At 71.3% G+C, this 23405-nt stretch carries 24 protein-coding genes and 1 tRNA gene; 8 read left to right on the forward strand and 17 right to left on the reverse strand.

Annotated elements, in window-relative coordinates:
* Positions 1 to 4: 4 nt before the first annotated feature.
* The 5 genes from pth to ACFQRD_RS16175 all read right to left on the reverse strand — a co-directional run bounded on the left by pth (position 5) and on the right by ACFQRD_RS16175 (position 4354).
* Positions 5 to 616, reverse strand: a complete 612-nt coding sequence (pth, locus tag ACFQRD_RS16155) for an aminoacyl-tRNA hydrolase (protein WP_377794219.1) — start codon at positions 614 to 616, stop codon at positions 5 to 7.
* 190 nt (positions 617 to 806) lie between these two features.
* The gene (locus ACFQRD_RS16160) at positions 807 to 1433 is read right to left on the reverse strand and encodes a 50S ribosomal protein L25/general stress protein Ctc (protein ID WP_377019580.1); all 627 of its coding nucleotides are present in this window, start codon (positions 1431 to 1433) and stop codon (positions 807 to 809) included.
* 299 nt (positions 1434 to 1732) lie between these two features.
* A complete protein-coding gene (locus ACFQRD_RS16165; RefSeq protein ID WP_377019581.1) occupies positions 1733 to 2713 on the reverse strand; it encodes a ribose-phosphate diphosphokinase in 981 nt (326 codons plus the stop codon).
* Entirely contained in the window at positions 2710 to 4218 is a 1509-nt protein-coding gene (glmU, locus tag ACFQRD_RS16170) for a bifunctional UDP-N-acetylglucosamine diphosphorylase/glucosamine-1-phosphate N-acetyltransferase GlmU (protein WP_377019582.1), read from the reverse strand. The genes ACFQRD_RS16165 and glmU overlap by 4 nt, the downstream gene beginning before the upstream one ends.
* Before the next feature lie 64 nt (positions 4219 to 4282).
* Positions 4283 to 4354: transfer RNA gene (locus tag ACFQRD_RS16175), tRNA-Gln, on the reverse strand.
* A gap of 159 nt (positions 4355 to 4513) precedes the next feature.
* On the opposite strand from ACFQRD_RS16175, the gene ACFQRD_RS16180 reads away from it, so the two are divergent.
* From ACFQRD_RS16180 to ACFQRD_RS16190, 3 genes are all read left to right on the forward strand, one after another.
* Positions 4514 to 5161, forward strand: a complete 648-nt coding sequence (locus ACFQRD_RS16180; protein WP_377019583.1) for a TetR/AcrR family transcriptional regulator — start codon at positions 4514 to 4516, stop codon at positions 5159 to 5161.
* Between the two features lie 155 nt (positions 5162 to 5316).
* Positions 5317 to 5859 carry a MarR family winged helix-turn-helix transcriptional regulator gene (locus ACFQRD_RS16185; protein ID WP_377019585.1) on the forward strand — a complete coding sequence of 181 codons (543 nt, stop codon included), beginning with the start codon at positions 5317 to 5319 and terminating at the stop codon, positions 5857 to 5859.
* A gap of 96 nt (positions 5860 to 5955) precedes the next feature.
* Entirely contained in the window at positions 5956 to 7809 is a 1854-nt protein-coding gene (locus tag ACFQRD_RS16190; protein WP_377804765.1) for an ABC-F family ATP-binding cassette domain-containing protein, read from the forward strand.
* A 34-nt stretch (positions 7810 to 7843) separates the two neighbouring features.
* Here ACFQRD_RS16190 and ACFQRD_RS16195 read toward each other — a convergent pair whose 3' ends face one another.
* From ACFQRD_RS16195 to ACFQRD_RS16205, 3 genes are read right to left on the reverse strand one after another with little or no spacing between them, the layout of a single operon-like run.
* A complete protein-coding gene (locus tag ACFQRD_RS16195) occupies positions 7844 to 8770 on the reverse strand; it encodes a 4-(cytidine 5'-diphospho)-2-C-methyl-D-erythritol kinase (protein ID WP_377019588.1) in 927 nt (308 codons plus the stop codon).
* A complete protein-coding gene (gene rsmA, locus ACFQRD_RS16200; protein WP_377019589.1) occupies positions 8770 to 9753 on the reverse strand; it encodes a 16S rRNA (adenine(1518)-N(6)/adenine(1519)-N(6))-dimethyltransferase RsmA in 984 nt (327 codons plus the stop codon). Before rsmA ends, ACFQRD_RS16195 begins: the two co-directional genes overlap by 1 nt.
* Complete coding sequence (locus ACFQRD_RS16205; protein ID WP_377019590.1) at positions 9750 to 10784, reverse strand: TatD family hydrolase; 1035 nt, start codon at positions 10782 to 10784, stop codon at positions 9750 to 9752. Before ACFQRD_RS16205 ends, rsmA begins: the two co-directional genes overlap by 4 nt.
* 326 nt (positions 10785 to 11110) lie before the next feature.
* Here ACFQRD_RS16205 and rpmF point away from each other — a divergent pair, with 326 nt between their 5' ends.
* Positions 11111 to 11281, forward strand: a complete 171-nt coding sequence (gene rpmF / locus ACFQRD_RS16210) for a 50S ribosomal protein L32 (protein WP_377019591.1) — start codon at positions 11111 to 11113, stop codon at positions 11279 to 11281.
* Between the two features lie 119 nt (positions 11282 to 11400).
* On the opposite strand, the gene rsmI is transcribed toward rpmF, so the two are convergent.
* Entirely contained in the window at positions 11401 to 12267 is an 867-nt protein-coding gene (gene rsmI, locus ACFQRD_RS16215; protein ID WP_377019592.1) for a 16S rRNA (cytidine(1402)-2'-O)-methyltransferase, read from the reverse strand.
* 72 nt (positions 12268 to 12339) lie between these two features.
* Here rsmI and ACFQRD_RS16220 point away from each other — a divergent pair, with 72 nt between their 5' ends.
* Both ACFQRD_RS16220 and malQ read left to right on the forward strand, forming a co-directional pair.
* Positions 12340 to 13950: a dolichyl-phosphate-mannose--protein mannosyltransferase gene (locus ACFQRD_RS16220; RefSeq protein WP_377019593.1), complete on the forward strand. Its 1611-nt coding sequence runs from the start codon at positions 12340 to 12342 to the stop codon at positions 13948 to 13950.
* A 45-nt stretch (positions 13951 to 13995) separates the two neighbouring features.
* Positions 13996 to 16140 (forward strand): 4-alpha-glucanotransferase, encoded by a 2145-nt coding sequence (gene malQ, locus ACFQRD_RS16225; protein WP_377019594.1) that lies wholly within the window; start codon positions 13996 to 13998, stop codon positions 16138 to 16140.
* On the opposite strand, the gene ACFQRD_RS16230 is transcribed toward malQ, so the two are convergent.
* The 4 genes from ACFQRD_RS16230 to ACFQRD_RS16245 form a co-directional block, all read right to left on the reverse strand.
* Entirely contained in the window at positions 16127 to 16645 is a 519-nt protein-coding gene (locus tag ACFQRD_RS16230; RefSeq protein WP_377019595.1) for an S-ribosylhomocysteine lyase, read from the reverse strand. The genes malQ and ACFQRD_RS16230 overlap by 14 nt on opposite strands.
* A gap of 36 nt (positions 16646 to 16681) precedes the next feature.
* Positions 16682 to 17404 carry a LysR substrate-binding domain-containing protein gene (locus tag ACFQRD_RS16235; RefSeq protein ID WP_377019597.1) on the reverse strand — a complete coding sequence of 241 codons (723 nt, stop codon included), beginning with the start codon at positions 17402 to 17404 and terminating at the stop codon, positions 16682 to 16684.
* A gap of 61 nt (positions 17405 to 17465) precedes the next feature.
* Positions 17466 to 18287 carry a hypothetical protein gene (locus tag ACFQRD_RS16240; RefSeq protein WP_377019598.1) on the reverse strand — a complete coding sequence of 274 codons (822 nt, stop codon included), beginning with the start codon at positions 18285 to 18287 and terminating at the stop codon, positions 17466 to 17468.
* Positions 18288 to 18317: 30 nt separating this feature from the next.
* Complete coding sequence (locus ACFQRD_RS16245; protein ID WP_377019599.1) at positions 18318 to 19418, reverse strand: hypothetical protein; 1101 nt, start codon at positions 19416 to 19418, stop codon at positions 18318 to 18320.
* Between the two features lie 142 nt (positions 19419 to 19560).
* Here ACFQRD_RS16245 and ACFQRD_RS16250 point away from each other — a divergent pair, with 142 nt between their 5' ends.
* A complete protein-coding gene (locus ACFQRD_RS16250) occupies positions 19561 to 19968 on the forward strand; it encodes a hypothetical protein (RefSeq protein WP_377019600.1) in 408 nt (135 codons plus the stop codon).
* Positions 19969 to 20023: 55 nt separating this feature from the next.
* Here ACFQRD_RS16250 and ACFQRD_RS16255 read toward each other — a convergent pair whose 3' ends face one another.
* Both ACFQRD_RS16255 and ACFQRD_RS16260 read right to left on the reverse strand, forming a co-directional pair.
* A complete protein-coding gene (locus ACFQRD_RS16255; RefSeq protein WP_377019602.1) occupies positions 20024 to 20776 on the reverse strand; it encodes an alpha/beta fold hydrolase in 753 nt (250 codons plus the stop codon).
* Complete coding sequence (locus ACFQRD_RS16260) at positions 20773 to 21483, reverse strand: alpha/beta fold hydrolase (protein ID WP_377019603.1); 711 nt, start codon at positions 21481 to 21483, stop codon at positions 20773 to 20775. Before ACFQRD_RS16260 ends, ACFQRD_RS16255 begins: the two co-directional genes overlap by 4 nt.
* Before the next feature lie 105 nt (positions 21484 to 21588).
* Between ACFQRD_RS16260 and ACFQRD_RS16265 the strand changes: the two genes are divergently transcribed.
* Positions 21589 to 21927 (forward strand): hypothetical protein, encoded by a 339-nt coding sequence (locus ACFQRD_RS16265; RefSeq protein ID WP_377019605.1) that lies wholly within the window; start codon positions 21589 to 21591, stop codon positions 21925 to 21927.
* A gap of 18 nt (positions 21928 to 21945) precedes the next feature.
* Here the strand turns inward: ACFQRD_RS16265 and ACFQRD_RS16270 are convergent, their stop codons facing one another.
* Together ACFQRD_RS16270 and ACFQRD_RS16275 are read right to left on the reverse strand one after the other, a co-directional pair.
* Complete coding sequence (locus ACFQRD_RS16270) at positions 21946 to 22476, reverse strand: GNAT family N-acetyltransferase (protein ID WP_377019606.1); 531 nt, start codon at positions 22474 to 22476, stop codon at positions 21946 to 21948.
* 62 nt (positions 22477 to 22538) lie between these two features.
* A complete protein-coding gene (locus tag ACFQRD_RS16275) occupies positions 22539 to 23192 on the reverse strand; it encodes a flavin reductase family protein (protein ID WP_377019608.1) in 654 nt (217 codons plus the stop codon).
* Between the last annotated feature and the right edge of the window lie 213 nt (positions 23193 to 23405).

Genomic DNA, 23405 nt, shown 5'->3' on the forward strand with positions numbered 1-23405 from the left:
GGTGTCACGCCTTCGGGGAGTGGAATCGCTGCTGGGCCGTGGTCAGGCCCTCGAGGACGACGGACTCGACCGCATCGGCGGCGTCGGCGATCACGAGGTCGAGGCTCTTGCGCTCGGCGGCGGTGAAGGGCGCCAGCACATGGTCGGCGGTGTCGCGGGACCCGGTGGGGCGGCCGACGCCGACCCGGATACGCAGGTAGTCCTTGGTCCCGAGCGCCCTGGTGATGTCGCGCAGGCCGTTGTGGCCGCCCTCGCCGCCTCCGAGCTTGAGGCGGACGGCCTCGAACGGGATGTCGACCTCGTCGTGGACGACGACGATCCGCTCCGGCGGGATGTCGTAGTAGGAGGCGAGCGCCTTGACGGGCCCGCCGGAGACGTTCATGTAGGTGGTGGTCTTGGCGAGGATCGCGCGCTCGCCCGAGCCCGGCACACCGAGCCGGCCCTCGAGCACGACGGCCTGGGCCCGGCGAGCGGCGGCGAAGCGGCCCCCGGCGGCACCGGCGATGTGGTCGAGGACCATGTGCCCGATGTTGTGGCGCGTCGCCGCATATTTGGCGCCGGGGTTGCCGAGGCCGACCACCAGATGAGGTCCCACTCGACGATCGCTCACGGTCATGGACGGCTCCTCGATGCAGCGTCGGCGCCGTCCGGGCGCTGCTGCCCGGCACGGCCTGGGCCCCCGGCGTGGCGGGCGGCCCCGGATACCGTACCGGGGCGCCGCGCAGTGCGCGACGCCCCGGGGCGGTGCATGTGAGCAATCGAGCGGATAGCCGGTGCCGAAGACCCGGCGGGGCCGCTCGGGGAGGTCACTCCTGCTCGGAAGACTCCTCGTCGCCTTCGGCCGGCTCCTCGCCGCTCTCGGCGTCGGCCTCGGTCTCCTCGTCCTCGGAGGCCTCGCCACGGGGCTCGGAGACGCTGAGCACGAGCAGCTCCGCGTCGGAGACCAGCTCGGCGCCCTCGGGCAGCGTGACGTCACCGGCGAAGAGCTGGTAACCGTCCTCGGTGCCGTCCACGTCGATGTCGATCTGCTCGGGGACGTTGAGCGCGTCGACCGAGAGGGTGATGGCCTGCAGATCGACGAAGGCGACCGCCGGGGAGACCGGCTCGCCGTGGACCACGACGGGGATGTCGACGTCGACCTTCTCGCCCTTGCGGACGGTGATCAGGTCCAGGTGGGTCAGCGTGCGCTTGAGCGGGTGGCGCTGGATCTCCTTGATCAGCGCCAGGTGCTGGGCGCCGTCCCCCAGGACGAGCTCGAGCAGCGCATTGGGGTTACGGGCGGCCAGCGCGGTCTCGTGGCCCGGGAGCGACAGGTGGATCGGTGCCTCGCCGTGTCCGTACAGGACAGCGGGGACGCGATCGGTGGCGCGGATGCGGCGGGCTGCGCCCTTGCCGAAGTCCTCGCGCAGTTCGACGTTCAGCTTCTCAGCCATGGGATGCTCCTCGTGGGTGCGGATGCGGGCGATGAGCGACGCCACGGGGCACGGGAGCACCGCTCCCGGACATCCGCACCGCGTCGATCACGGAGGGGGCAGCGCCCACTCCCTCGCCGAAGTGACGCGGTGAGATTAGCACGCCGCGGCCCCTGTGGCGCCGCCGGCGTGAGGAGCCTCGCGCCGATCAGACCCGACCACACCATCCGACCTCCTACCGCTCGCAAGCTCGCAGTACGTCGATCAGGCCCGACCACACTGCCCGATCTCCTACCGCTCGCAAGCTCGCAGTACGTCGATCAGACTTCACCATCGAACAGGCTGGTGACGGAGCCGTCGTCGAAGACGGCCCGGATGGCCCGGGCGATCAGCGGCGCGATGGAGAGCTCCGTGAGCCGGTCGAACTTCTTGTCCGCCGGGATCGGGAGCGTGTTGGTGCACACCACCTCACGCACGGAGCTGGACTTGAGGCGTTCGGTGGCGGGGTCGGAGAGGATCGGGTGGGTGGTGGCGATGATCACCGAGGAGGCGCCGTTGGCCACCAGGGCGTCGGCCGCCTGCACGATCGTGCCCGCCGTGTCGACCATGTCGTCGACGAGGATGCAGGTCTTGCCGGTCACGTCACCGATCACGCGCTTGGCGACGGCCTGGTTGGGCCGGTTGGCATCGCGCGACTTGTGGATGAAGGCCAGGTTGACCCCGCCGAGCTTCTTGGCCCATTGCTCCGCGACGCGGATCCGGCCCGCATCCGGGGAGACCACGGCGATGTCCTCGTCGCCGTAGCTGCGCAGGATGTAGTCGGCCAGGATCGGCAGCGCCATCAGGTGGTCCAGCGGCCGGTTGAAGTAGCCCTGCACCTGCGGGGCGTGGAGATCCACGGAGATCATCCGGTCGATGCCGGCGGTCTCGTACATGTCCGCCACCAGGCGCGCGGAGATCGGCTCGCGGCCGCGGTGCTTCTTGTCCTGACGGGCGTAGGGGAAGCTCGGGGCGATGGCCGTGATGCGCTTGGCCGACGCCCGCTTGAGGGCGTCGATCATGATCAGGTGCTCCATCAGCCAGGTGTTGATGGGCGCGGGGTGGGACTGCAGCACGAACACGTCGGTCCCTCGAACGGACTCCCCGTAGCGCACATAGATCTCGCCGTTGGCGAAGTCCCAGGCGTCCATCGGGAGCACCTCGACGCCGAGCTCCTCGGAGACCTCCTGGGCGAGGACCGGGTGGGACCGGCCCGAGGCCAGCACCAGCCGCTTCTCCCCCGTGGTGACGATTCCGCTCATCGCTGCTCGTGCTCCTGGTTCTCCTCGGCGGCAGGTCCTGCAGGCGTCTCCGTGGCGGGGCTGTCCTCGGTCCCGAGCGCGGCCCGGGCCGCTGCCTCGGCCGCGGTCCCCGCACGGCGTCGCAGAGTCCATCCTTCCATGTTCCGCTGCGCGACGGCGTTGACGGCCAGAGCGCCCGGCGGCACATCCTTGCGCACCGTGGTGCCCGCGCCGGTGGCTGCCCCGTCACCGATGGTCACCGGGGCGACCAGGATGTTGTCGGAGCCCACCCGGACGTGCTTGCCCACGGTGGTGCGGTTCTTGGTCACCCCGTCGTAGTTCGCGAAGATCGTGGCGGCCCCGATGTTGGTGCCCTCCCCGATCTCGGCGTCGCCCACGTAGCTGAGATGGGGAACCTTGGCACCCTCGCCGATCTGGGCGTTCTTGGTCTCGACGAACCCGCCGATCTTCCCGTCGGCCCCGAGGACGGTGCCTGCCCGCAGATAGGAGAAGGGGCCGACGCTGGCACCGGCCCCGATCTGGGCGAGAACGGCGTGGGAGCGCAGCACTTCGGCGCCGGAGCCGACCTCGGTGTCGCGCAGGGTGGTGTCCGGGCCGATCACGGCGTCCTCGCCGATGTCGGTGGCACCGTGCAGCTGCACTCCGGGCCGGATCACCGCGTCCTGCGCGATGGTGACATCCGCGTCGATCCAGGTGGTGGCGGGGTCGACGATGGTGACGCCGGCGCGCATGTGGCGCTCGAGGATGCGGCGGTTCATCTCGGCGCCGAGCTGTGCGAGCTGAACGCGGTCGTTGACGCCTTCGACCATCGTGACGTCCGCGGTGACCACGGCGCGGACCGCGCGGCCGTCAGCACGGGCGATGGCCAGCACATCGGTCAGGTACATCTCACCCTGGGCGTTGTCGGTGCCGAGGCGGCCCAGAGCATCGCGCAGCACGGCCAGGTCGAACGCGTAGATCCCGGAGTTGATCTCGTCGATCCCCCGCTGCGCGTCGGTGGCGTCCTTGTGCTCGACGATGCCCAGCACCTCGGTGCCGTCCTCGCTGCGCAGGATGCGACCGTAGCCGGTCGGGTCCGGCACCCGCGCGGTGAGCACGCTGACCGCGGCCCCGGCGTCCTCGTGCGCGGCGACGAGCTCCCGCAGGGCGGCGGGATCCAGCAGGGGGACGTCCCCGTAGGTGACCAGCACGGTGCCCTCGGTGGCCGCGACCTGGCCGAGACCGCACTGGACCGCGCGGCCCGTGCCCGGGATCTCGTCCTGGTCGGCGACCGTGACCTCGGGCGCATGCTCGGCGAGGTGCTCGGCGACGAGGTCGCGCTCGTGGCGCAGCACGGCGACCAGTTCCGAGGGGCTGGTGCCCTCGGCAGCGGTGAGCGCATGGACGAGGAGGGACCTGCCCCCGATCTCGTGGAGCACCTTCGGCGTCCGGGACTTCATGCGGGTCCCGGCGCCTGCGGCCAGAACGATGACAGCGGCGGGGGCAGGCGTCTCGGCTTTGTCCACGTCAGCGGCTCCTCGGATCGACGGGTGGTGTGGTGCGACAGCGCCGCAGCAGCGGCGGTGGGCGTTCCGCCATCAGGACTCGAACCTGAAACTTCAGAACCAAAATCTGAGGTGTTGCCGATTACACCATGGCGGAGCAGTCTCCGATGCCGCCGACCGCCCGGGGTCGAGGACCCGCGTGGCGGCGGGCGCAGCGGACTGCGGGCACGGGAGGCGGCGTCGCGGACGCGGGCCGATCCTATCGCCCGCGCGGCCGCGCGACGGACCACCGGGCCGCTGTGGAAGACTGCCCGCCATGGCGGAGAACGGCGCCCCGCGCGGGCGGCCCACCCGGATGACCGGCAGGCAGCGCCGTGAGCAGCTGCTCGCGGTCGGCCGGAGCGTTTTCGCCGAGCGCGGCTTCGACATGGCCAGCGTGGAGGAGATCGCCGCCCGGGCGAAGGTCTCCAAACCGATCGTGTACGAGCACTTCGGCGGCAAGGAGGGCCTGTACGCGGTGGTCGTCGATCGCGAGGTCAGCACGCTGCTCGCCGATCTGGAGCGCTCCCTGCGCGATCAGCGCGCCCACCCCCGCCTGCTGATGGAGCGGGCCGCGATGGCATTCCTGTCCTACATCGACGAGAACGAGGACGGCTTCCGCATCCTGGTGCGCGACTCCCCCGTCAGCCAGGCCGGCGGGACCTTCTCCTCCCTGCTGACAGACGTGTCACAGCGCGTCGAGGAGATCCTGGCCGCCCAGCTGGCCCTGCACTCCTATCCCTCCCGGGACGCGACCATGTACGCCCAGATGCTGGTGGGGATGGTGGCCTACACGGGCCAGTGGTGGCTGGAGACCCGCGAGCCGGCCAAGGAGATCGTGGCCGCCCGCATGGTGAACCTCTCCTGGTTCGGACTGGCCGCCCTGCAGCGGGAACCCGGCCTGCGTGGCGGCGACCGCCCCTGACCCGGTGACATCCGCGACCGATCCCCGGGCACGGGATCGCCCCGTGCCCGGGGATCGGAGCGGGCACGGGATCGGCGGGCGCGCGGCCGTGGGACGCGCCACCCGCGACGGTCCGGGCCCGCCCGGGCCGCGGGGCCGCCGCCTAGACTCGGCCCATGTCCACCTCGCCCTCCTCCCATGGCGCCGCCTCGGCGCACCATGACGAGGTCGACCGGATCGTCGAGGGCTGGCGGCAGGCGCGCGGAGACCTCGACATCGAGCCGCTGGCCGTCTTCTCCCGCATCTCGCGCCTGGCCCGATACCTGGAGACCGCGCGCCGCGAGTCCTTCGCGGCCGCCGGTCTCGAAGGCTGGGAGTTCGACATGCTCTCGGCGCTGCGTCGCAGCGGGGACGATGCTCTGTCCCCCGGCGCGCTGATGCATCAGACGCTGGTCACCAGCGGCACGATGACCGCACGGATCGACAAGCTGGTCGCCCGCGGACTCGTCCGCAAGAACCGCAGCCCGCACGATGGCCGGGCGGTGGAGGTGCGTCTGCAGCCCGACGGGGTGGCCCGCGTGGACGCCGCCATGGAGTCCCTGCTGGCTGCGGAGCGCGAACTGCTGCGGCCCCTGACGGCCGACGGAAGATCCGCCCTCGCGGACACGCTGCGCTCGCTGCTGCTGACCTTCGAGGTGGACGACCCGCTGGAGGGCTGAATCCTCCGGGTCCTCCGGCCGCCGCGTCCGGCGCCGCTGCCCCGCCGTCATCTCCACTGCTCACGCGTTCCCGTCTTCGCAAAGGACCTCCCCTGCATGGCCCATCTCCTCGGCACCCAGTCCCTGCACGTCGCCCTGCCCGACCGCATCCTGCTCGAGAACGTCACGGTCGGGATCGACGAGGGCGACCGCATCGGTGTGGTCGGTCGCAACGGTGACGGCAAGTCCACGCTGCTGCGACTGCTCGCACGGCTCCAGGAGCCGGACTCCGGCCGGGTCACCGTGCGAGGCGGCACCCGCGTGGGGGTGCTGAGCCAGCAGGACGAGGCGACGCTGGAGACCACCGTGCGCCACCGCGTGGTCGGCGACCGGCCCGAGTACGAATGGGCCTCCGATCCGCGGATCCGCGACGTCCTGGCCGGCCTGCTGGACGAGATCGACCTGGAGGCGCACCTGGCGGATCTCTCCGGCGGCCAGCTGCGGCGCGTGCACCTGGCCGAGCTGCTGGTCGGCGACTGGGATGTGCTGCTGCTGGATGAGCCGACCAACCACCTCGACGTCGAGGGCATCGCCTGGCTCGCCGAGCATCTGCGCCGTCGCTGGAGCGCCAAGGACGGCGGACTCGTGGTCATCACCCACGACCGCTGGTTCCTCGACGCGGTCTGCACGCGCATGTGGGAGGTCCACGACGGCGTCGTCGATCCCTTCGAAGGCGGATACGCCGCCTACATCCTCCAGCGGGTCGAGCGCGACCGGCAGGCCGCGGCCATCGAGTCCAAGCGCCAGAACCTCATGCGCAAGGAGCTCGCCTGGCTGCAGCGGGGCGCCCCGGCCCGCACCTCGAAGCCGAAGTTCCGTGTCGACGCCGCCCACGAGCTGGTCGCCGACGAACCGCCGGTGCGCGACACCGTGGAGCTGACACAGCTGGCGACCTCCCGACTGGGCCGGGACATCATCGACCTGATCGACGTCGACGCCGGTTACGGGGACGTGCGCGTGCTGCACGACGTCACCCTGCACATCGGCCCGGCGGACCGGATCGGCGTGCTGGGCCCCAACGGCGCCGGCAAGTCGACCCTGCTGAAGCTCATCACGGGTGACCTCGAGCCGCAGGCGGGTCGCGTCAAGCGCGGCAAGACGGTCACGGTGCGCCAGGTCTCCCAGCGGATCGAGGGGCTCCAGGAGGACCAGGACTCGCGGATCAGCGACGTGGTGGGCCGCTACCGCAGCTCGTACCGCACCGGGAAGGACGAGGTCTCCCCCGGCCAGCTGCTGGAGCGGCTCGGGTTCACCGCGGCCCACCAGAAGGTTCGCGTCGGCGCCCTCTCCGGCGGTCAGCAGCGTCGCTTGAACCTGCTGCTGACGCTGCTGGAGGAGCCGAACGTGCTGGTGCTCGACGAGCCCACCAACGACATGGACACCGACATGCTGACGGCGATGGAGGATCTGCTGGACACCTGGCCGGGTCCGCTGATCGTGGTCTCGCACGACCGGTACCTGCTCGAGCGCGTCACCGAGATGCAGTACGCGGTCCTGGACGGTCAGGTCCGGCACGTGCCCGGCGGGGTCGATCAGTACATCCAGCTGCGCACGGCAGCGGAGCAGGCGGGCGCGGCGAGCGCCGGTGGCAGCGGCAGGAACACCGGAGCGGGTACGCCCGCGGGACCTGCCCTGAGCTCGACGGAGGGCAAGGGCACGGGCGTCTCCGCGCCGCGCTCTGCCGCGGTCTCGGGAGCCGAGGCGCACGCGGCCCAGAAGGAGCTCGCGTCCGTGGAGCGCCGGATGGAGAAGCTCACCGGTCAGACCCAGAGGCTGCACGAGCGCCTGGCGGCTCACGATCAGTCGGACTACGTCGGGCTGCAGTCGATCGCCGAGGAGCTGCGCACGGTCGAGGCCGAGCTGGAGACGCTCGAGGAACGCTGGCTGGAGCTCTCCGAGCTGGTGGGCTGACCCTCTTTCTCAGTTCCCCGCGAGCACGCTCGGCTCAGCTCTCCTCGAGCACGCTCGCTCCGGGCGCCGAGCCTCTGGCCACCAGGCATGACTCGACCACCCCGTCGGCGGTGAGGAGCGAGGCCACCGAGTGCGCCTGATCCTCGTCCGCCACCAGCACGGCGACCGTCGGCCCGGAGCCGGAGACCAGGGCTCCCAGCGCGCCGGCCTGCTCCGCATGCTCGACCAGAGGCTCCAGCCCGGGATGCAGGGCGAACGCGGCAGGCTGCAGGTCGTTGTGCAGGGTCTGCCCCAGCAGCTGCGCGTCACCGCTGCTCAACGCCTGCAGCTGGCGCTCGTCGAGCTCCGGATGCTCCGCCAGGGCGCGGCCGCGCGCCAAGGCCAGCTCATCATGGCGACGGTAGACCTCCGGTGTCGAGAGGTGCCCGCCCGGGACCGCCAGCAGCCAGGTCCAGTCGCCATGGGTGAGGACCGTCGTGAGGTCGCCTCCGTTCCCGCGGCCCAGCGCGGTGTGACCGAGCATGGCGAACGGCACGTCGGCACCCAGCCGCGAGCCGAGCTGCCGCAGCCGCTCGCTGCCGAGCCCGAGGCCCCACAGACGGTCCAGAGCCACCAGGACGGCGGCGGCGTCGGCCGATCCCCCGCCCATGCCGCCGGCGACGGGCACCTGCTTGCGGATGTGCAGCGCGGCTCCCTCGTCCAGGTCGTACTCGCTGCGCAGCAGCTCAGCGGCGCGGAGGGCGAGATTGCTCGAATCCAGCGGGACCTCCCCGGGAACCTCGGCGTCGACCTCGAGGCGCAGGTCGGGGCTGCGGGTGACGGTGACCGTCTCGTACAGATCGACGGCCTGGAACAGCGTCGCCAGACGGTGGTACCCACGCTCGTCGAGCGCTCCCACGGCGAGCGAGAGGTTGATCTTTCCCGGTGCACGCACGACCACCCGATCCCATCCGGCACTCATCACGCCGCCTCCTCACTCGCGCGGGCGATCGCCCGGAACTCGTCGATGCCGAGGGTCTCGCCGCGGGCGCCGGGGTCGATGCCGGCGGCGCGCAGGATCTGTTCGGAGCGCGCCGGGCCGCCGGCCCAGCCGGCGAGCGCGGCGCGAAGGGTCTTGCGTCGCTGCGCGAACGCGGCATCGACGATGGCGAAGACCCGGTCCCGTTCGGCCGCGGTCCCCAGCGGATGGTCATGACGCACGAGCTCGACCAGCGCCGAATCGACGTTGGGCACCGGCCAGAAGACCTGCCGGGAGATCCTGCCGGCGTGCACGGCGCGGCCGTACCAGGCGGTCTTCACGCTCGGACCTCCATAGACGCGTGAGCCCGGGCCAGCGGTGAGGCGGTCGACGACCTCGGACTGGACCATCACCAGTGCCGTGCGGAGGGAGTCGAAGCGCTCGAAGGCCGTGAGCAGGATGGGCGTGGCCACGTTGTAGGGCAGATTCGCGACCAGTGTGCTCGGCGTTCCGGTGCGCGGCAGGGAGGGCAGCTCCGTGACCCGCAGGGCGTCGGCGTGCACGAGCCGGTACCGCTCCTCGTCGACTCCTCGGGCTCGCAGCGTCAGCGGCAGCAGCTCGGCGAGGCCGCGATCGAGCTCGATGGCGACGACGTCGGCCCCGGACTCCAGCAGCCCCAGGGTCAGCGACCCCAGGCCCGGCCCCACCTCGAGCACGGCCTGCCCGGCTCCGGTGCCGGCGCGCGCGACGATGGTGCGGACCGTGTTGGGGTCCATCACGAAGTTCTGACCGCGCTGCTTGGACGGACGGATACCGGCCGCCTCGGCCAGCTCGCGGATGTCCCGACCGGTCAGCAGCAGGTCCCCGCCGGCGGCGCCATCCGCGGGGGCGACGTCGTCGGAGCGGGCGGCGTCGTCAGCGGCAACGGCACCGTCGGCCGGCTCGCCGACGGGCTCGTGCGCGCTGCGAGGCGCTCGGGTGCTCATGCCGCCGTGGCTTCCGGCCACCGGTAGACCTGCTCGGTGGTCGAGCGGATCGCGCGGCACGTCTGCTCCAGATCGGTCCCGGTGACGTCCGCGATGGTGCCCATCGTGAGCGGGATCAGATAGGAGGAGTTCGGGCGGCCGCGGTACGGCACCGGCGTCAGGAACGGCGCATCGGTCTCGACCATCACCTGGCCCAGCCCCACCTCGGCCAGGGCCTCCCGCAGGTCACCCGCATTCTTGAAGGTGACGTTGCCGGCGAAGGACAGGTAGTAGCCGCGGTCCACGCACGCGCGGGCGAACTCGGCATCGCCCGAGAAGCAGTGGAAGACGGTGCGCTCGGGGGCGCCGTCGGCCTCGAGGACCTCGAGCACATCGCGGTGGGCGTCGCGATCGTGGATCTGCAGGGGAAGGTCCAGCTCCTTGGCCAGGGCGATGTGGGCGCGGAAGGCCTCGATCTGGGCCGTGCGGGCGGCCTCGTCCGTGCGCGAGGTGCGGAACCAGTCCAGTCCCGTCTCCCCCACCACCACCATCCCGGGCCCGCGCAGCAGCTCGGCGACCTCGGCGATGGCCGCATCGAGCGAGATCGTCGGCTCCCCGTCGTGGTCGCGGCCGCGCGCGTGCAGAGCTGCTTCGTTGGGATGGACGGCGACTCCGCCGCGCAGCGAGGCCGGGCAGGACTCGGAGGCCAGCAGGGCCGCCGTCCAGCGCACCGCCTCGAGATCGGAGCCGATCGTGATCTGGGCGTCGATGCCGGCGTCCGCGGCGCGCTGGACGTGGTCGGCCACCCTCAGCTCCTGGTCGCCGTCGGCGAAGTCGAGATGGCAGTGGTTGTCGATCACCGGGAACGGCAGCGGCTCCGGGGCGGGCGGCCAGGAGCGGTCGCGAGACCTTCCGCGCGGGTCGATCTGCTCCCGGCTGCGCACCGGTGCGGAGGCGCCCGGCTCAGCTGCGGCCGGCGCCGATGCGCCCGATACGACGGCGGCCCCTGAGCCGGGGGCTCGCCCGGCCTCGTTCTCGTGCGATGACGACATGCGACCATCGTAGGAGGATCTGCCACGGCACCGAGCCACTCCTGCTGTGCTCGTCCGCCGGCCGGTTCCGTCGTCGTCCGGTTCCGTCTCCGTCGGTCGGTCCGCTCGTCGCACGGTGGGCCCACCCGGACGTTCGCGGTGGGCAAGGTCACGACATCGGGTCAGCTCCGGGGGAGGCGCGAGAGCGGCCGATATGGCAAGATGGGCGGTCGTTGCGCGTCCTGTCGTGCACCCGAGCGCCCCGACTCAGCTGGACCGGGTTCGGGTCGCTGCTCGGGAAGGATGCCAGCGCACGATCATCCTCCAGACCGTCAAGGAGCGTTCCCATGGCAGTGCCCAAGTTCAAGATGTCCCGCTCTCGTACGCGGTCCCGTCGCTCGCAGTGGAAGGCGCACAACGCCGACCTCGTGCAGGTGAACGTCCGCGGCCGCAGCGCCGCTGTGCCGCGCCGGCTGGCCAAGGCCTACCAGCGCGGTCTGCTCCAGATCGACGACTGATCCGGTCGGGCCCGTGGCCCGATCCATCCAGTCCGCACGAAGCCCCCGGCACCTGATGGTGACGGGGGCTTCGTCGCGTCCGCAGGACCGCCAGGAGGCCAAGGACGTCCGAGAAGCAGTCAGCCCTTGCCGCGCGGCGCGTGAGTGTCCTTGCGTCGCAGCGCCTGGTCGTAGAGCTCGCTGGCCGTGATGCCCGCGGCGCTCCTGGCGGCGGCCTTCGCGGCATCCTTGAGCCGCTCCCCCGCCGCGGCCCGGGCCAGGACGTCCTCGACCAGATCCTCCGCGCTGGCCGCGACCGGCTCGGCCCCGGCCACCACGATCACGACCTCGCCGAGCACCTCGGTGGCCTCGGCCCAGGCGGCCAGCTCGCCCAGGGTGCCGCGCTGGATCTCCTCGTAGGTCTTGGTCAGCTCCCGCGCGACGGCACCGCGGCGCTCGAGGCCGAACGCCTCCGCCATCGCGGCGAGCGTCACGGCGGTGCGACGTGGTGACTCGAAGAACACCATGGTCCGCTGCTCGGTGGCCAGAGGTTCCAGAGCGCTCGCGCGACGGCCCTCGCGACGCGGCGGGAATCCCTCGAAGGTGAACCGGTCCGGTGCGATCCCGGACGCCGCCAGCGCGGTCAGCACGGCCGACGGGCCCGGGATGACCGTGACCGTGTACCCGGCCTCGGTCGCGGCACGCACGGCACGGAATCCGGGATCGGAGACGACGGGCATGCCGGCGTCCGTGACGATCAGGACGCGCTCACCCTCGCCGAGGGCCTCGAGCAGGACGTCGGTGCGCTCGGCCTCATTGTGCTCGTGGTACGAGAGGATGCGCCCCTGCGCGGTCACCTCCAGCGCGCTGAGGAGACGCGCCAGACGCCGCGTGTCCTCCGCCGCGATGACGTCGGCCTCCCCCAGCGCCCGCATCAGGCGCACGGACGCATCCAGCGGATTGCCGATCGGCGTGGCGGCGAGGGTGAGGACTCCGGGTTCGAGCATCCGGCCATGCTAGCCAGCCCGCGCCCCGTGCGTCCCCGGGACGGGGCAGGGGCGATGACCTAGCATGTGCGGGTGCACACGGAGGAGGAGGAGGAGGAGGCGACTCATCGCGCCGATGTCGATGAGGAGCCCGGTGCACTGCTGAGCTCCTACCGGCGCCGCCTGAAGACCTTCGACCTGCCGCTGTCCCGCCTCGCCTGGGCCGGTGCCATGGCGCTGTTCGGTCTGGCGCTCGTGCTGCGGCTATGGGGCCTCGGCTCGATCGGGGAGCTCATCTTCGACGAGACCTACTACGTCAAGGATGGCTACGCCCTCACCCAGGAGGGCGTGGAGATGTCGTGGCCGGACGAGCACGATCCCGTGTTCGAGGCCGGTGATGTGGACACCTATGAGGACACCGGGTCGTACGTGGTCCACCCCCCGCTGGGCAAATGGCTGATCGGCGGCGGGATGACGCTGCTGGGCGCTGACAACGCCTGGGGCTGGAGGATCTCCTCCGCGATGCTGGGCGCAGTGGCCGTGCTGATGCTCGCCCGCATCGGGCGCCGGCTTTTCCGCTCGACCACCGTCGGCCTGATCGCGGGCCTGCTGCTCGCGGTGGACGGGATGCATCTGGTCCATTCGCGCACCAGCCTGCTGGACCCCTTCGTCATGTTCTTCGCCCTGGCCGCTTTCGGGGCGCTGCTGATCGACCGTGACCGCTTCCGCGAGCACCTGGCGCTGCAGGCCGTGAAGCTCCATGGCGCCGTCGAGACCGAGCCGCGCCTCGGCGTCTCCGGCGGATGGCGGCCGTGGCGCCTGTTCGCCGGGGCACTGCTGGGCATGGCCTGTTCGGTGAAATGGTCCGGCATCTACTTCGTGGCCGTGTTCGGGATCATGACCGTGCTGTGGGACTGGTGGGCCCGCCGCACCGTCGGCCAGCGCCGATGGCTGCTCGGCGGCCTCGTCAAGGACGCGATCCCGGCGTTCTTCGCGACCGTGGGCACGGCCCTGGTGGTCTACCTCGCCTCCTGGGCGGGCTGGTTCGCCTCCGCCATCGGGTACAACCGGCACCTCGCGGCGGAGCAGGGCGCGGCGACCGGGTTCGGGCCGCTCGATTCGCTGATCTCGCTGTGGCTCTATCACCGCCAGGCCTACGACTTCCACATCGGACTGGACTCCGAGCATCCCTATCAGGCCAACCCGTTGGGCTGGCCTCTGATGCTGCGGCCGACGAACTTCTACTACCGCTCCTACGAGTACGGGGAGAACGGCTGCGAGGTCGCCGAGTGCGCCTCGCACATCCTGGACGTGGGCAATCCGTTGATCTGGTGGCTGGGCAGTCTCGCAGTGCTGGTGACCCTGGTGATCGCGATCCTGCGACGCGACGGGCGTGCGTGGGCTGCTCTGGCCGGCATCGCGGCCGGCTACCTGCCGTGGCTGCTGTATCTGGACCGCACCATCTTCACCTTCTATGCGGTCGTCTTCGAGCCCTGGCTGCTGCTGTGCCTGGCGTACGTGCTGGGCCTCGTCATCGGCCCGCCCGGCGCCGACGCGGAGAGACGCCTGGCCGGAGGTCTCTTCGCCGGCTCGCTGCTGGTGCTGATCGTGCTCGTCTCCGCCTTCTTCTGGCCCATCTGGACCGGTCAGGTGATCGATCTGGAGCAATGGCGCTACCGCATGTGGCTGCCTGGCTGGACCTGATCATCTCCGGACCGTCGAGGGTGTGACCACGGTTACGATTGCCGCATGGCTCCGGACCCCTCAGCCCTGCGCGACCTCGCCCGCGATCTCGGTGTCGGCACCGACTACTCGGGCTGGGACGGCACTCGTCGAGCCGTCGCCGACGCCACCCTGCATGCCGTGCTGGCCGCCCTCGGGACACCCGTGGAGACCGAGGAGGACATCGCCCGCGTCCGGGCCGAGCGGGAGCTGGCCCCCTGGACCCGCACCCTTCCTCCGGTGACCGTGCTGCGGCAGGACCGCTCCACCACCGTCCCGGTCCACGTCGACCACGGCACGCCGGTCACCACGCACCTGCTGCTGGAGGACGGCGGCCGCCGCGACCTGGCACAGGTGGAGGACTTCACGGCTCCCGTGGAGGTCGACGGGCGCCTCCGAGGCCGGGCCGGCTTCTCCCTCCCGGAAGGTCTGCCTCTGGGCTGGCACCGTCTGGTCGCGGACACGGCGAGCGGCACCGAGGAGGCCGACGTCGTCGTGACGCCGGCACGGCTCACGACTCACGAGCAGTTCCTCTCCCGCCGCGGGTTCGGCCTCCAGGCCCAGCTGTACTCCGTGCGCTCGCCGCGGTCGTGGGGCATCGGCGATCTCGCGGACATGCGGGACCTGGCCGCGATCACCGGCGCCCGTCACGGCGCGGACTTCCTGCTGGTCAATCCGCTGCACGCCTCCTACCCGACGCCGCCGATGGAGCCCTCGCCGTATCTGCCGGTCACCCGCCGCTTCACCAGCGCGCTCTACCTGCGCCCGGAGGACGTGCCCGAGTACCGGGAGCTGACGGACATCGCGCGGCAGCGGCTGGCGGTGCTGAAGCGGGAGGTCGACGGATGGAACGCCCGCACGGACCGGCTCGAGCGCGACGACGTGCTCCGCGCGAAGCTGGACGCGCTCGAGGAGCTGTTCGCCGTTCCACTGACCCCGGCTCGCCGAGCCCTGCTGGAGGCCTACCGCGAGCGGGAGGGACAGGGCCTCGAGGACTTCGCCACCTGGATGGCGATCGCCGAACGGGCACGCACGTCCCCCGAGGGCGCCGGGTCGGATCTGCTGGAGCACCTCGACGAGGCCGCCATTCAGCAGTCGCGCCACGACCTGGCCGACCGCATCGAGTTCCACATCTGGACGCAGTGGCTGCTGGACGAGCAGATGCGCGGGGCCCAGGCCGCGGCGCGCGAGGCCGGCATGCGCATCGGGATCATGCACGACCTGGCCGTCGGTGTGGAGCAGGTCGGCGCCGACTCCTGGCGCCTGCGCGGGGTCCTCGCCGACGGCGTCACGGTCGGCGCTCCGGCGGACCAGTACAACCAGCAGGGGCAGAACTGGCACCAGCCGCCGTGGCACCCGCAGCGGCTCCGTGAGGCCTCGTACCGGCCCTGGCGCGACATGCTGCGCACCCTGATGCGTCACGCCGGGGCGCTGCGCATCGACCATGTGCTGGGGCTGTTCCGGCTGTGGTGGATCCCCGAGGGCGTGGAGGCCGCCGAGGGCGCCTACGTCTCCTACGACCACGAGGCGATGATCGGGATCCTGGCCCTGGAGGCGGAGCGCTCCGGGACCGTGGTGGTCGGCGAGGACCTCGGCACCTTCGAGCCATGGGTGCGCGACTTCCTCGTCGGACGCGGAATCCTGGGCACCTCGATCGTCTGGTTCGAGTACGACGAGGAGGGACGGCCGCTGCGGGCGGAGGATTACCGCACCCTGTGCATGGCCTCGGTGGGCACCCACGATCTACCGCCGACGGCCGGGTACCTCGCCGGCGACCACGTCGAGCTGCGCCACCAGCTGGGGCTGCTCGAGCGGGAGCTGGAGGCGGAGCAGCTCGAGGACGCCGCCGGGCGCGAGCAGGTCCTCGACGTGCTGCGGGCCGAAGGGCTGCTGGAGGAGACCGCCCCGGGAGCCGATGCGGTCGAGGACACCGTGATCGCATTGCACCGGCACCTGGCGTCGACGCCGTCGGTTCTGCTCGGGGTGTCGCTGGTGGACTGCGTCGGCGAGCGGAGGATCCAGAACCAGCCGGGCACGGATGAGGAGTACCCCAATTGGCGGATCCCCCTGGCCGATGCCGCGGGGGAACCGGTGGGAGTCGACGACATCGCGACCGATGAGCGCACCGCACGCCTGCTGGCGGCGGTGCGCGAGGGCATCAGGCCGCGGTGACCTGGGCCCAGTTCGGGCGTTCGGCCAGGAAGGCCCGCGCAGCGCTCTGAGCGCCCTCGAGGGTGTGGTGGGCGCCCCAGCCGCACTGGACCTCGTTGGCGGCAGGCACCTCGTCGGCCTCGACGAGATCTCGCAGCGTCGCCTCGAGCAGCGGGGCGAAGTCCTCCGGGGTGTGGTCGCCGACCAGCAGCACGTAGAAGCCGGTGCGGCAGCCCATCGGCGAGACGTCCAGGACGTCACCGGAGTGGTTGCGCATGTGCTCGGCCATCATGTGCTCGAGGGAGTGGACGGTCTCCGAGTCGAGGTGGGCGACGTTGGGCTGGGTGAAGCGCACGTCGAACTTGGTCAGCACGTCGCCGGCGGGCAGCTCCTTGCGATCCGCGATCCGGATGTAGGGGGCCGCGACGGTGCGATGGTCGAGGTTGAAGCTCTCGACGTTCATCCGAGGCTGCTGGGACTGCTGAGGCTGCTGGGTGTGCGGGCTCTGGGGGGTCTGGTCCGTCATCGGGACTCCTTCGCGGGGTGCGGGTCGATGGCCGCGTCAGCGGCCGGGTCGGGTGGTGCGGTTCGACCGGGCGGGGCGCCCGGACCGGGAGCTGCCGGCGGCGCGCGCGCCGCCAGAGCGGCCACCGCCGCTGGACCGGCCGCGCTCGCCGGAGCGTTTGCCGTCGCCGGAGCTCTTGGGGTCGATGGAGCGTTTGCTGTCGGCGGCATCGCTGCCCCGACCGGAGCGCGGGGTGCGACCACGGACGACGCCGACGAACTCCTGACGCAGTTCGTCGTCGCTCGCCCGGGGCCAGACCAGAGCGATCCGGGTCGGTTCGGCGTCGGCCAGCGGGCGGTGGGCGGCGTCCTTGCGGTGGTGGAGCCGAGCCAGGGACAGGGGCATGCGGGTGTACCCGATGCCGGTGGCGACGACGGCGACGCGATCTGCGGCGTCGTCGGGATCCTGCGGGAGGATCTCCGTCTCGTCGGCCAGGTCGGCTTCGTGGACCTCGTCCAGGAGGCTGAGGACGTTCTCGGTCCCGACGACGACCGCCGGGCGCTCCTCCCACAACGCGACGACGTGGAGATCGTCGGCCGGGATCGGCAACCGGACGAAGCACATGTCGACCTCTCCGCCCTGCAGAGCCTCGTGCTGGCGGGAGAACGGGACCGGGGCGAGCTCGAGCCAGGCCTCGCGGCGCGCGGACTTCCACCGGCGCAGGAACCGGTCGGGCTCGACACCGGGCACGTAGCCGACGCGCAGGGTGCGGGTTTCCATGGGCCCAGCCTACGGCGCACCGGCGGCGAGCGGCACGATGTCACCGGCGCCGCGGAGATGGTCAGAGCGCGGCGGCCTCGGGAAGCGCGGTGCCCAGGAGATCGACCAAGGTATCGGCGCTGACCTCGCGCAGCGCCGTCGAACTCGTCTCGTCCTGCGGGGTGTCCATCACGAACACGGCGTCGGAGGTGGCCATGATCGAGACCTGGACCGAGTCCGGCCCTCGGTCGGCGGTCGTCAGGACGCTCAGCGCGCGCGTGTCCTGGAGGCGTCGCGCGATGTCGCTGTCGGTGCCCTCGAAGTCGGAGAGCGTGCCGTCGATCGGTTCGCCGTCCTCGTCACCGGCGACCGAGTTCTGGTCGACGTAACGGGCCAGCCGGGCAGGGAGCGCCTCCCGGGTCGGAACACTGAAGTGATGGAAGCCGTCGACGGTGACGAACTCCTCGAGCACCCCGTCGTGAGGGAACACGTAGACGATGATCTCCGTGGTCTGGTCGGCCACGCGCCGCGTGAGATTGACCAGGGCCAGGGGCGCGGAACGCAATGTCAGGAGCCCGGCGAGCGTGCGATCGAGCTGTGCCGTGCGTTCGGCCGGCGCCTCGGTGGCGAGATCCTCCCCCTCGTTCTCCCGGCCCTCGTCGGTGAACTGGACGAGTCCGCGGGCGGTCAAGGACCTCAGCGCCACGGCGGCGGCCGGATCACGATCGAGCCCGGAGGCGTCCAGGAACGGCGTCCCCGCGGGATCGAGGGCCTGGTTCCCCCTGAGCGCGATCAGCTCCTCGTCGGTGAGCACGGCGAGGACCTCTGCCTCGCTGCTCGCGGCGGCGAGGATCTCGTATGCCCCGGCGGCGTCTCGTTCGGTACGGAGGGTCTGCTGGGTCATGCTTCTCATCCTAAGGTCGCCGCGGCAGGGTCAGAGGCCCACCAGGCCGCCGAGCGAGTCGAGACCATCGCTGACCGTGTCGCCGACGGACTCGGCCGCATTGCCCACGGCGTCACTGACGGTCGAGGCCGTATTGCTGACCGTCTCTCCGACGGTCTCGGCCGCATTGCCCACGGCATCGCTGACGGTTGACGCGGCGTTGCTGACCGCCCCGACCGTGGCCTCGGCGGCGTTGCCCACCGCGTTGGTGATCCCGTCCCAGTTCTCGTACACGGTCTTGCCGAGATCCATCCCGATCGAGACCACTCCGGCGGCCGCGCCGATCGCCCCCACCACGGGGGCGGCAGGGCCTGTCAGCGGGGCGATCGCCAACAGCGTGCCTCCGGCCGCTCCGATCCCACCGCTGACCTGGTCGTACGTGTTGTCCGCCGTGAATGCCTGATGGATCCCGACGCCGATGTCGACGAACGGCAGGGCTTTGCCGAGCATCCTGCCGCCGGTCTTGAGGAACGGAGCGACATCATCGAGCTTGTTGAGGTACTTCCCCGGTTCGAAGTTCCCGATCGACGACGGCAGCCCCAGTTTGCCGAGCACGTTCTCGGCGGCCTTCTGCCACCCCTTGCCACTCGAGAACAGTTCATCGAGGTACGCGCCGCGCCACAGCTTCTGCAGGCCGCGTTGCGCCAGCTGCGCGTATTCATCGGCGGCCGACGGGATACGACCCAGGAAATCCGAGAGCTCCTTGAGCTTGAGGTACATGGACTGACCGTCCTTGACCAGGTCCTTGATGAACCCGATCGGACTGAACCCGTCCTCTCCTCCCCCGCCGCCCGAGCCGGCGCCCGAGCCCCCGGCGCCGCCGGCACCCGAGGCAGCGTCCTGCTCCTCGGCGTGCGCCTCGAGGTCCCGCGCGCGCTGGGAGAGTTCGGTGTGGCGCAGGTCGAACAGCGTGGCCACGCTGCCGGTCCAGTTCTGGCGAAAGGCATCCGCGTCGGGCCCCTGCCAGATGCTCTCGTCGAGGACCATGGGCTCGAGCGTCTCGCGCAGCTCGCTCAGCCGCTGCGCCTGCTGTGTGACCCGTTGTGCGTGGTCGCGCAGTTGGCCGGTGTCGGCTCCGAAGAACCCACTCATTCGTCGCCTCCGTCGTCAGCTGGCCGGGCACGGTGCTCGGTCGCCCGGGTCATCATCATGGCCACGACGCTACCGCCCGCAGCGGCGGCTGCCCATGGGGAGGACTCCCCATGCCCGGACGCCGCGCCCCTACGATGAGTGCATGACACCGACCCGTGCCTCGATGAGCTACGCGACCGCCTTGAACCGGAACGAGCTGTTCGAGAGCCCGGGGCTGCGCCGCGATATCCCGGCCGTCCTGGCCCCCGACGAGGAGGTGCTGCTGGTGCTGCCGGGTGTGGGCGGGGATTTTCCGGATGTCATGATCGCCACGGATCGACAATTCCTGCTGGCATCGGTCGCGGGCCCGCTGAAGAAGGCCAAGGTCAAGCGCGAAGTTCCGGCCCGAGGCATCACCGGCGTCGAGTACCGTCCGGGAGTGTTCTCCCGCGTCCGCGTCCGGGTGGCCGATGGACGTGATGTGCGGATGATGCCCCACCGCAAGGCGGACGCCGAGCGGTTCGCGACAGAATTCGCCCACGTGATCCGCACCGGGCGCCTGCCGTCGTGAGTATGTCCCCGTCGGGAGGATCCCCGGGGCACGACGCCCTGCCTCCTCGGCACCGTCAGATCGAGCGTTCGGTGCGCGCCAGTATCCGTAGCAGATCGGGCGTGAACCGTTCAGAGCGGCCGAGGTTGACCAGGTGGGTGCCGTAGCCCAGCACCTCGAGCCGTCCCCGCGGGGCGGCGTCGGCGAAGGCACGTTCGTGCAGACGGAACTGGTCGACGCGAGGGTTCAGGATGGTCACCGGCGCCGAGATGCTGCTCAGTGCCCCGAGCAGGTCCAGTGAGGCGACCGCGCTCATCGCCGGCGGCACCACGTCGGTGCCCGCCCTGCCACCTCGCACGTAGGCGCGGGCGCCCGCGCGGCCGAGGACCGCGGCCAGCGCCGGCGGCGGTCCTCCCGAGCCTCGCTCCCGAGTCCCCGGCAGAAGGTCGGTCGCCGTGATGGCCAGGCCGTACAGCCACGCTGTGCGCGCGGTGGGCTGGGCCGAGGCCCCGACGACGACGAGCGAGGCCAGCAGTTCGCGGTCCTCGATCTCAGCGGCGGCCTGGATCGCGAGCATTCCGCCGAGCGAGGAGCCGACAAGGTGCACTGCTCGCCTCTCGGGCCCGGCCGCTGTCTCGATCGCCTCGGTGATGGCCGCGAGCGCGGCGGCCAGTGTGAAGGGCTCGCCTCGACGGGCACCGTGGCCGGGCATCTCCGGCGTGATCACCCGGTGCCCGGCGGCGCGCAGCGACGGCACCTGCCGGTCCCACTGGCTGGCGGAGGTGCGGGCGCCGTGGACCAGGACGACCGGCCGGGGCGCAGCCCTCACGCCGACACCGTGTGCCCGGCGCAGCGACGCAGCACCTTCGCGAAGCGCTTGGGGCGCGAGAGGTTGGCGATGTGCCCGGCGTCGTGGAGGATCACCAGTTCACCGTTCTGCGCTGCATCGAGGAAGAGTGCTTCGTGGCGGCGGAACGGGTCGTGCTCCCCGTTGACGAAGGTCAGGGGCACCTCGATCGCGGCGACGTCGGCGAGCAGGTCGAGGGAGCCGATGGCCCGCACCACGGTGCGCACCACCCCGCGGGCGCGGCCGCCCCCGTAGTACCGGCGCGCGGCCTTGCGGGTGTGGCGCCGGGCGAAGGATCTCTGCACCCGTGTGTCGGAATCCCCGGGCAGCCAGTCCTTCATCGACATCCACAGCCCGTACAGCCGCGCCATCGTGGGGCCGGGGACGATGGTGCAGTCCGCGGCGACCACACCGGCCAGCCGCCCGGGGTTCCGCGCCGCCCAATGCAGGGTGAGATAGCCGCCGAGGGAGAGCCCGACCAGCAGCGGTGGCTCCCCGCAGGCGCTGACCGCCTCCTCGATGGTCTCCATCGCGGCCTCGAGCGTGAACTTCTCGCCGTGACGGTCGCCGTGGCCGGGCAGGTCCGGAGCGAACACCTCGAACCCACGCTCGCGGAGGCGGCGGGTCTGGCCCTTCCACATGGTGCGGGAGGAGCGCACGGCATGGATCAGCACGATGCTGGTGGTCATCGTGGTCCCTCCTGTGCGCCGCGCGGCCTGCCGCTCCCCGACGGGAGACTACCCGGTCCGGCGGCCGTCGGGAGCGCGCTCCGTACCCACGGCTACCCTGGGCGCATGCCGAGCTACCGCATGCATCTGCCGATCGGCGAGCTGCTGCCCGGGGCCTCCCCCGGCGACGTCACGGAGCAGGCGAAGCTGGCGCTGGGCACGCTCCACGCGGTGGAGAAGACGGACGTCGAGGCTCCCCTGGTGGGTGGGCGACGGGTGGGTCGCGTGGTGCTGCGGTTCGCGGTCGATGCCAGCAGCAGGCCGGAGGAGGACGCAGCGGCCCGGCACGCCCTGACCGTGGTCATCGACCACCTCGAGCGCAGCGTCGGCCGCATCGCGCCGCAGAGCGCCATCGTGCTCACCCGCGGGGGCGCGGGTCGGTTCCGGCCGATCGGGCCGGGCTGAACCGGATCGGCAGCGTTCTCATCCCTCCGCGGCGTCGTGGCCCGGCGTCGCGTCACCCCGGATCGTCAGCTGCAGGAACACCAGGTCGAGCCAGCGGCCGAACTTGACGCCCACCTCCGGCATCCTGGCCACCTCGACGAAGCCGAGCTTCTCGTGCAGGCGGATGGATCCCGCGTTCCCGGCCTCGATCCCGGCGACCATGACGTGGATTCCCTGCTGCTGCGCCCTGTCGATCAGTTCCAGCATCAGCGACCGGCCCACGCCGTTGCCCTGCTGACCATCCCTGACGTAGACGGAGTTCTCGACCGTGTGGCGGAAGCCGTCGCGTGCCCGCCAGGTTCCATACGAGGCGTAGCCCAGGACCGAGCCATGCTCATCGACTGCCACCAGGACCGGGAAACCGGCCTGCCGCCGCTGGGTGAGCCAGGCGGCGCGGTCGGCGAGGTCGACGGGGTGGTCGTCCCACACCGCTGTCGTGTGCCGCACGGCGTCGTTGTGGATCTCGGTGATCGTCTCCAGGTGCGTGCTGTCCGCGTCTCGGATCTCCACTGCGGCGTCCTCTCCCCGGCTGCCGGGTCCGGTCCGTGTCGGCGATGGTGGTCGGAGGACGCTCATGACGGCGGCCGCCCGTCCGGGCCCGGACGCCACATGTCGAAGCGCAGATCCTCGTCGATCGCGAAGTACGTGCTGGGACCGCCGCCGCGCACAACCGGTTCGGCCTTCGCGGTCTGGTAGATGCCGCCTGCCAGCAGCGCCTCGGCGATGTGCACGCCGACCACCTCACCGAAGACCACCCGATTCTCGGTGGCGGCACCGCTGGCCGCCTGCAGGGTGACGATCTGCGTGAGGCGGCACTCGAAGACCGTACGGGATTCGGCCACGTGGGGGACGCTGACCACGCGCGAGGGTGCGGGGGTGAGACCGGCGAGCTCGAACTCGTCGACCTCCGGCGGCGCGGGAGCCGAGGTCACGTTCATGGCCTCGGCGAGCTCCCGGCTGACCAGGTTCCAGCAGAACTCGCCGGTGGCCTCGATGTTCGTGAGCGTGTCCTTGGTCCCGCTGCTCGAGAAGCCGATGATCGGCGGGGTGTAGCAGAACGCGTTGAAGAAGCTGTATGGCGCGAGGTTGAGGACCCCGTCGGCCGAACGGCTCGAGATCCACCCGATCGGCCGCGGCGCGATGATGGCGTTGAACGGGGAATGCGGGAGCCCGGTCCCGGAGGCCGGCTCGTAGAAGTGCTGCTTCGGGGCGGCCGTGGGCGTCATCGGAGAGTCCCGGGATCTCGGCGCTGCTCCACGGCTGCTCCCTTCCTCGAGAAAGACACTGAGCCACGTCATCGACGATGGCGATGACGTGGCTCAGGGCATTCGGTGGAGCTAGGGGTGTCTGGGTGCACGACATCGTTGACAGATTCTACCGGCGGGTTTGGTGGTGATCGTTGACGGGTCAGTCGGGACATCGTTGACAAGGGCGGTGGC

The sequence above is a fragment of the Brachybacterium sp. GCM10030268 genome (genome assembly GCF_042666305.1).
GTDB lineage: Bacteria > Actinomycetota > Actinomycetes > Actinomycetales > Dermabacteraceae > Brachybacterium.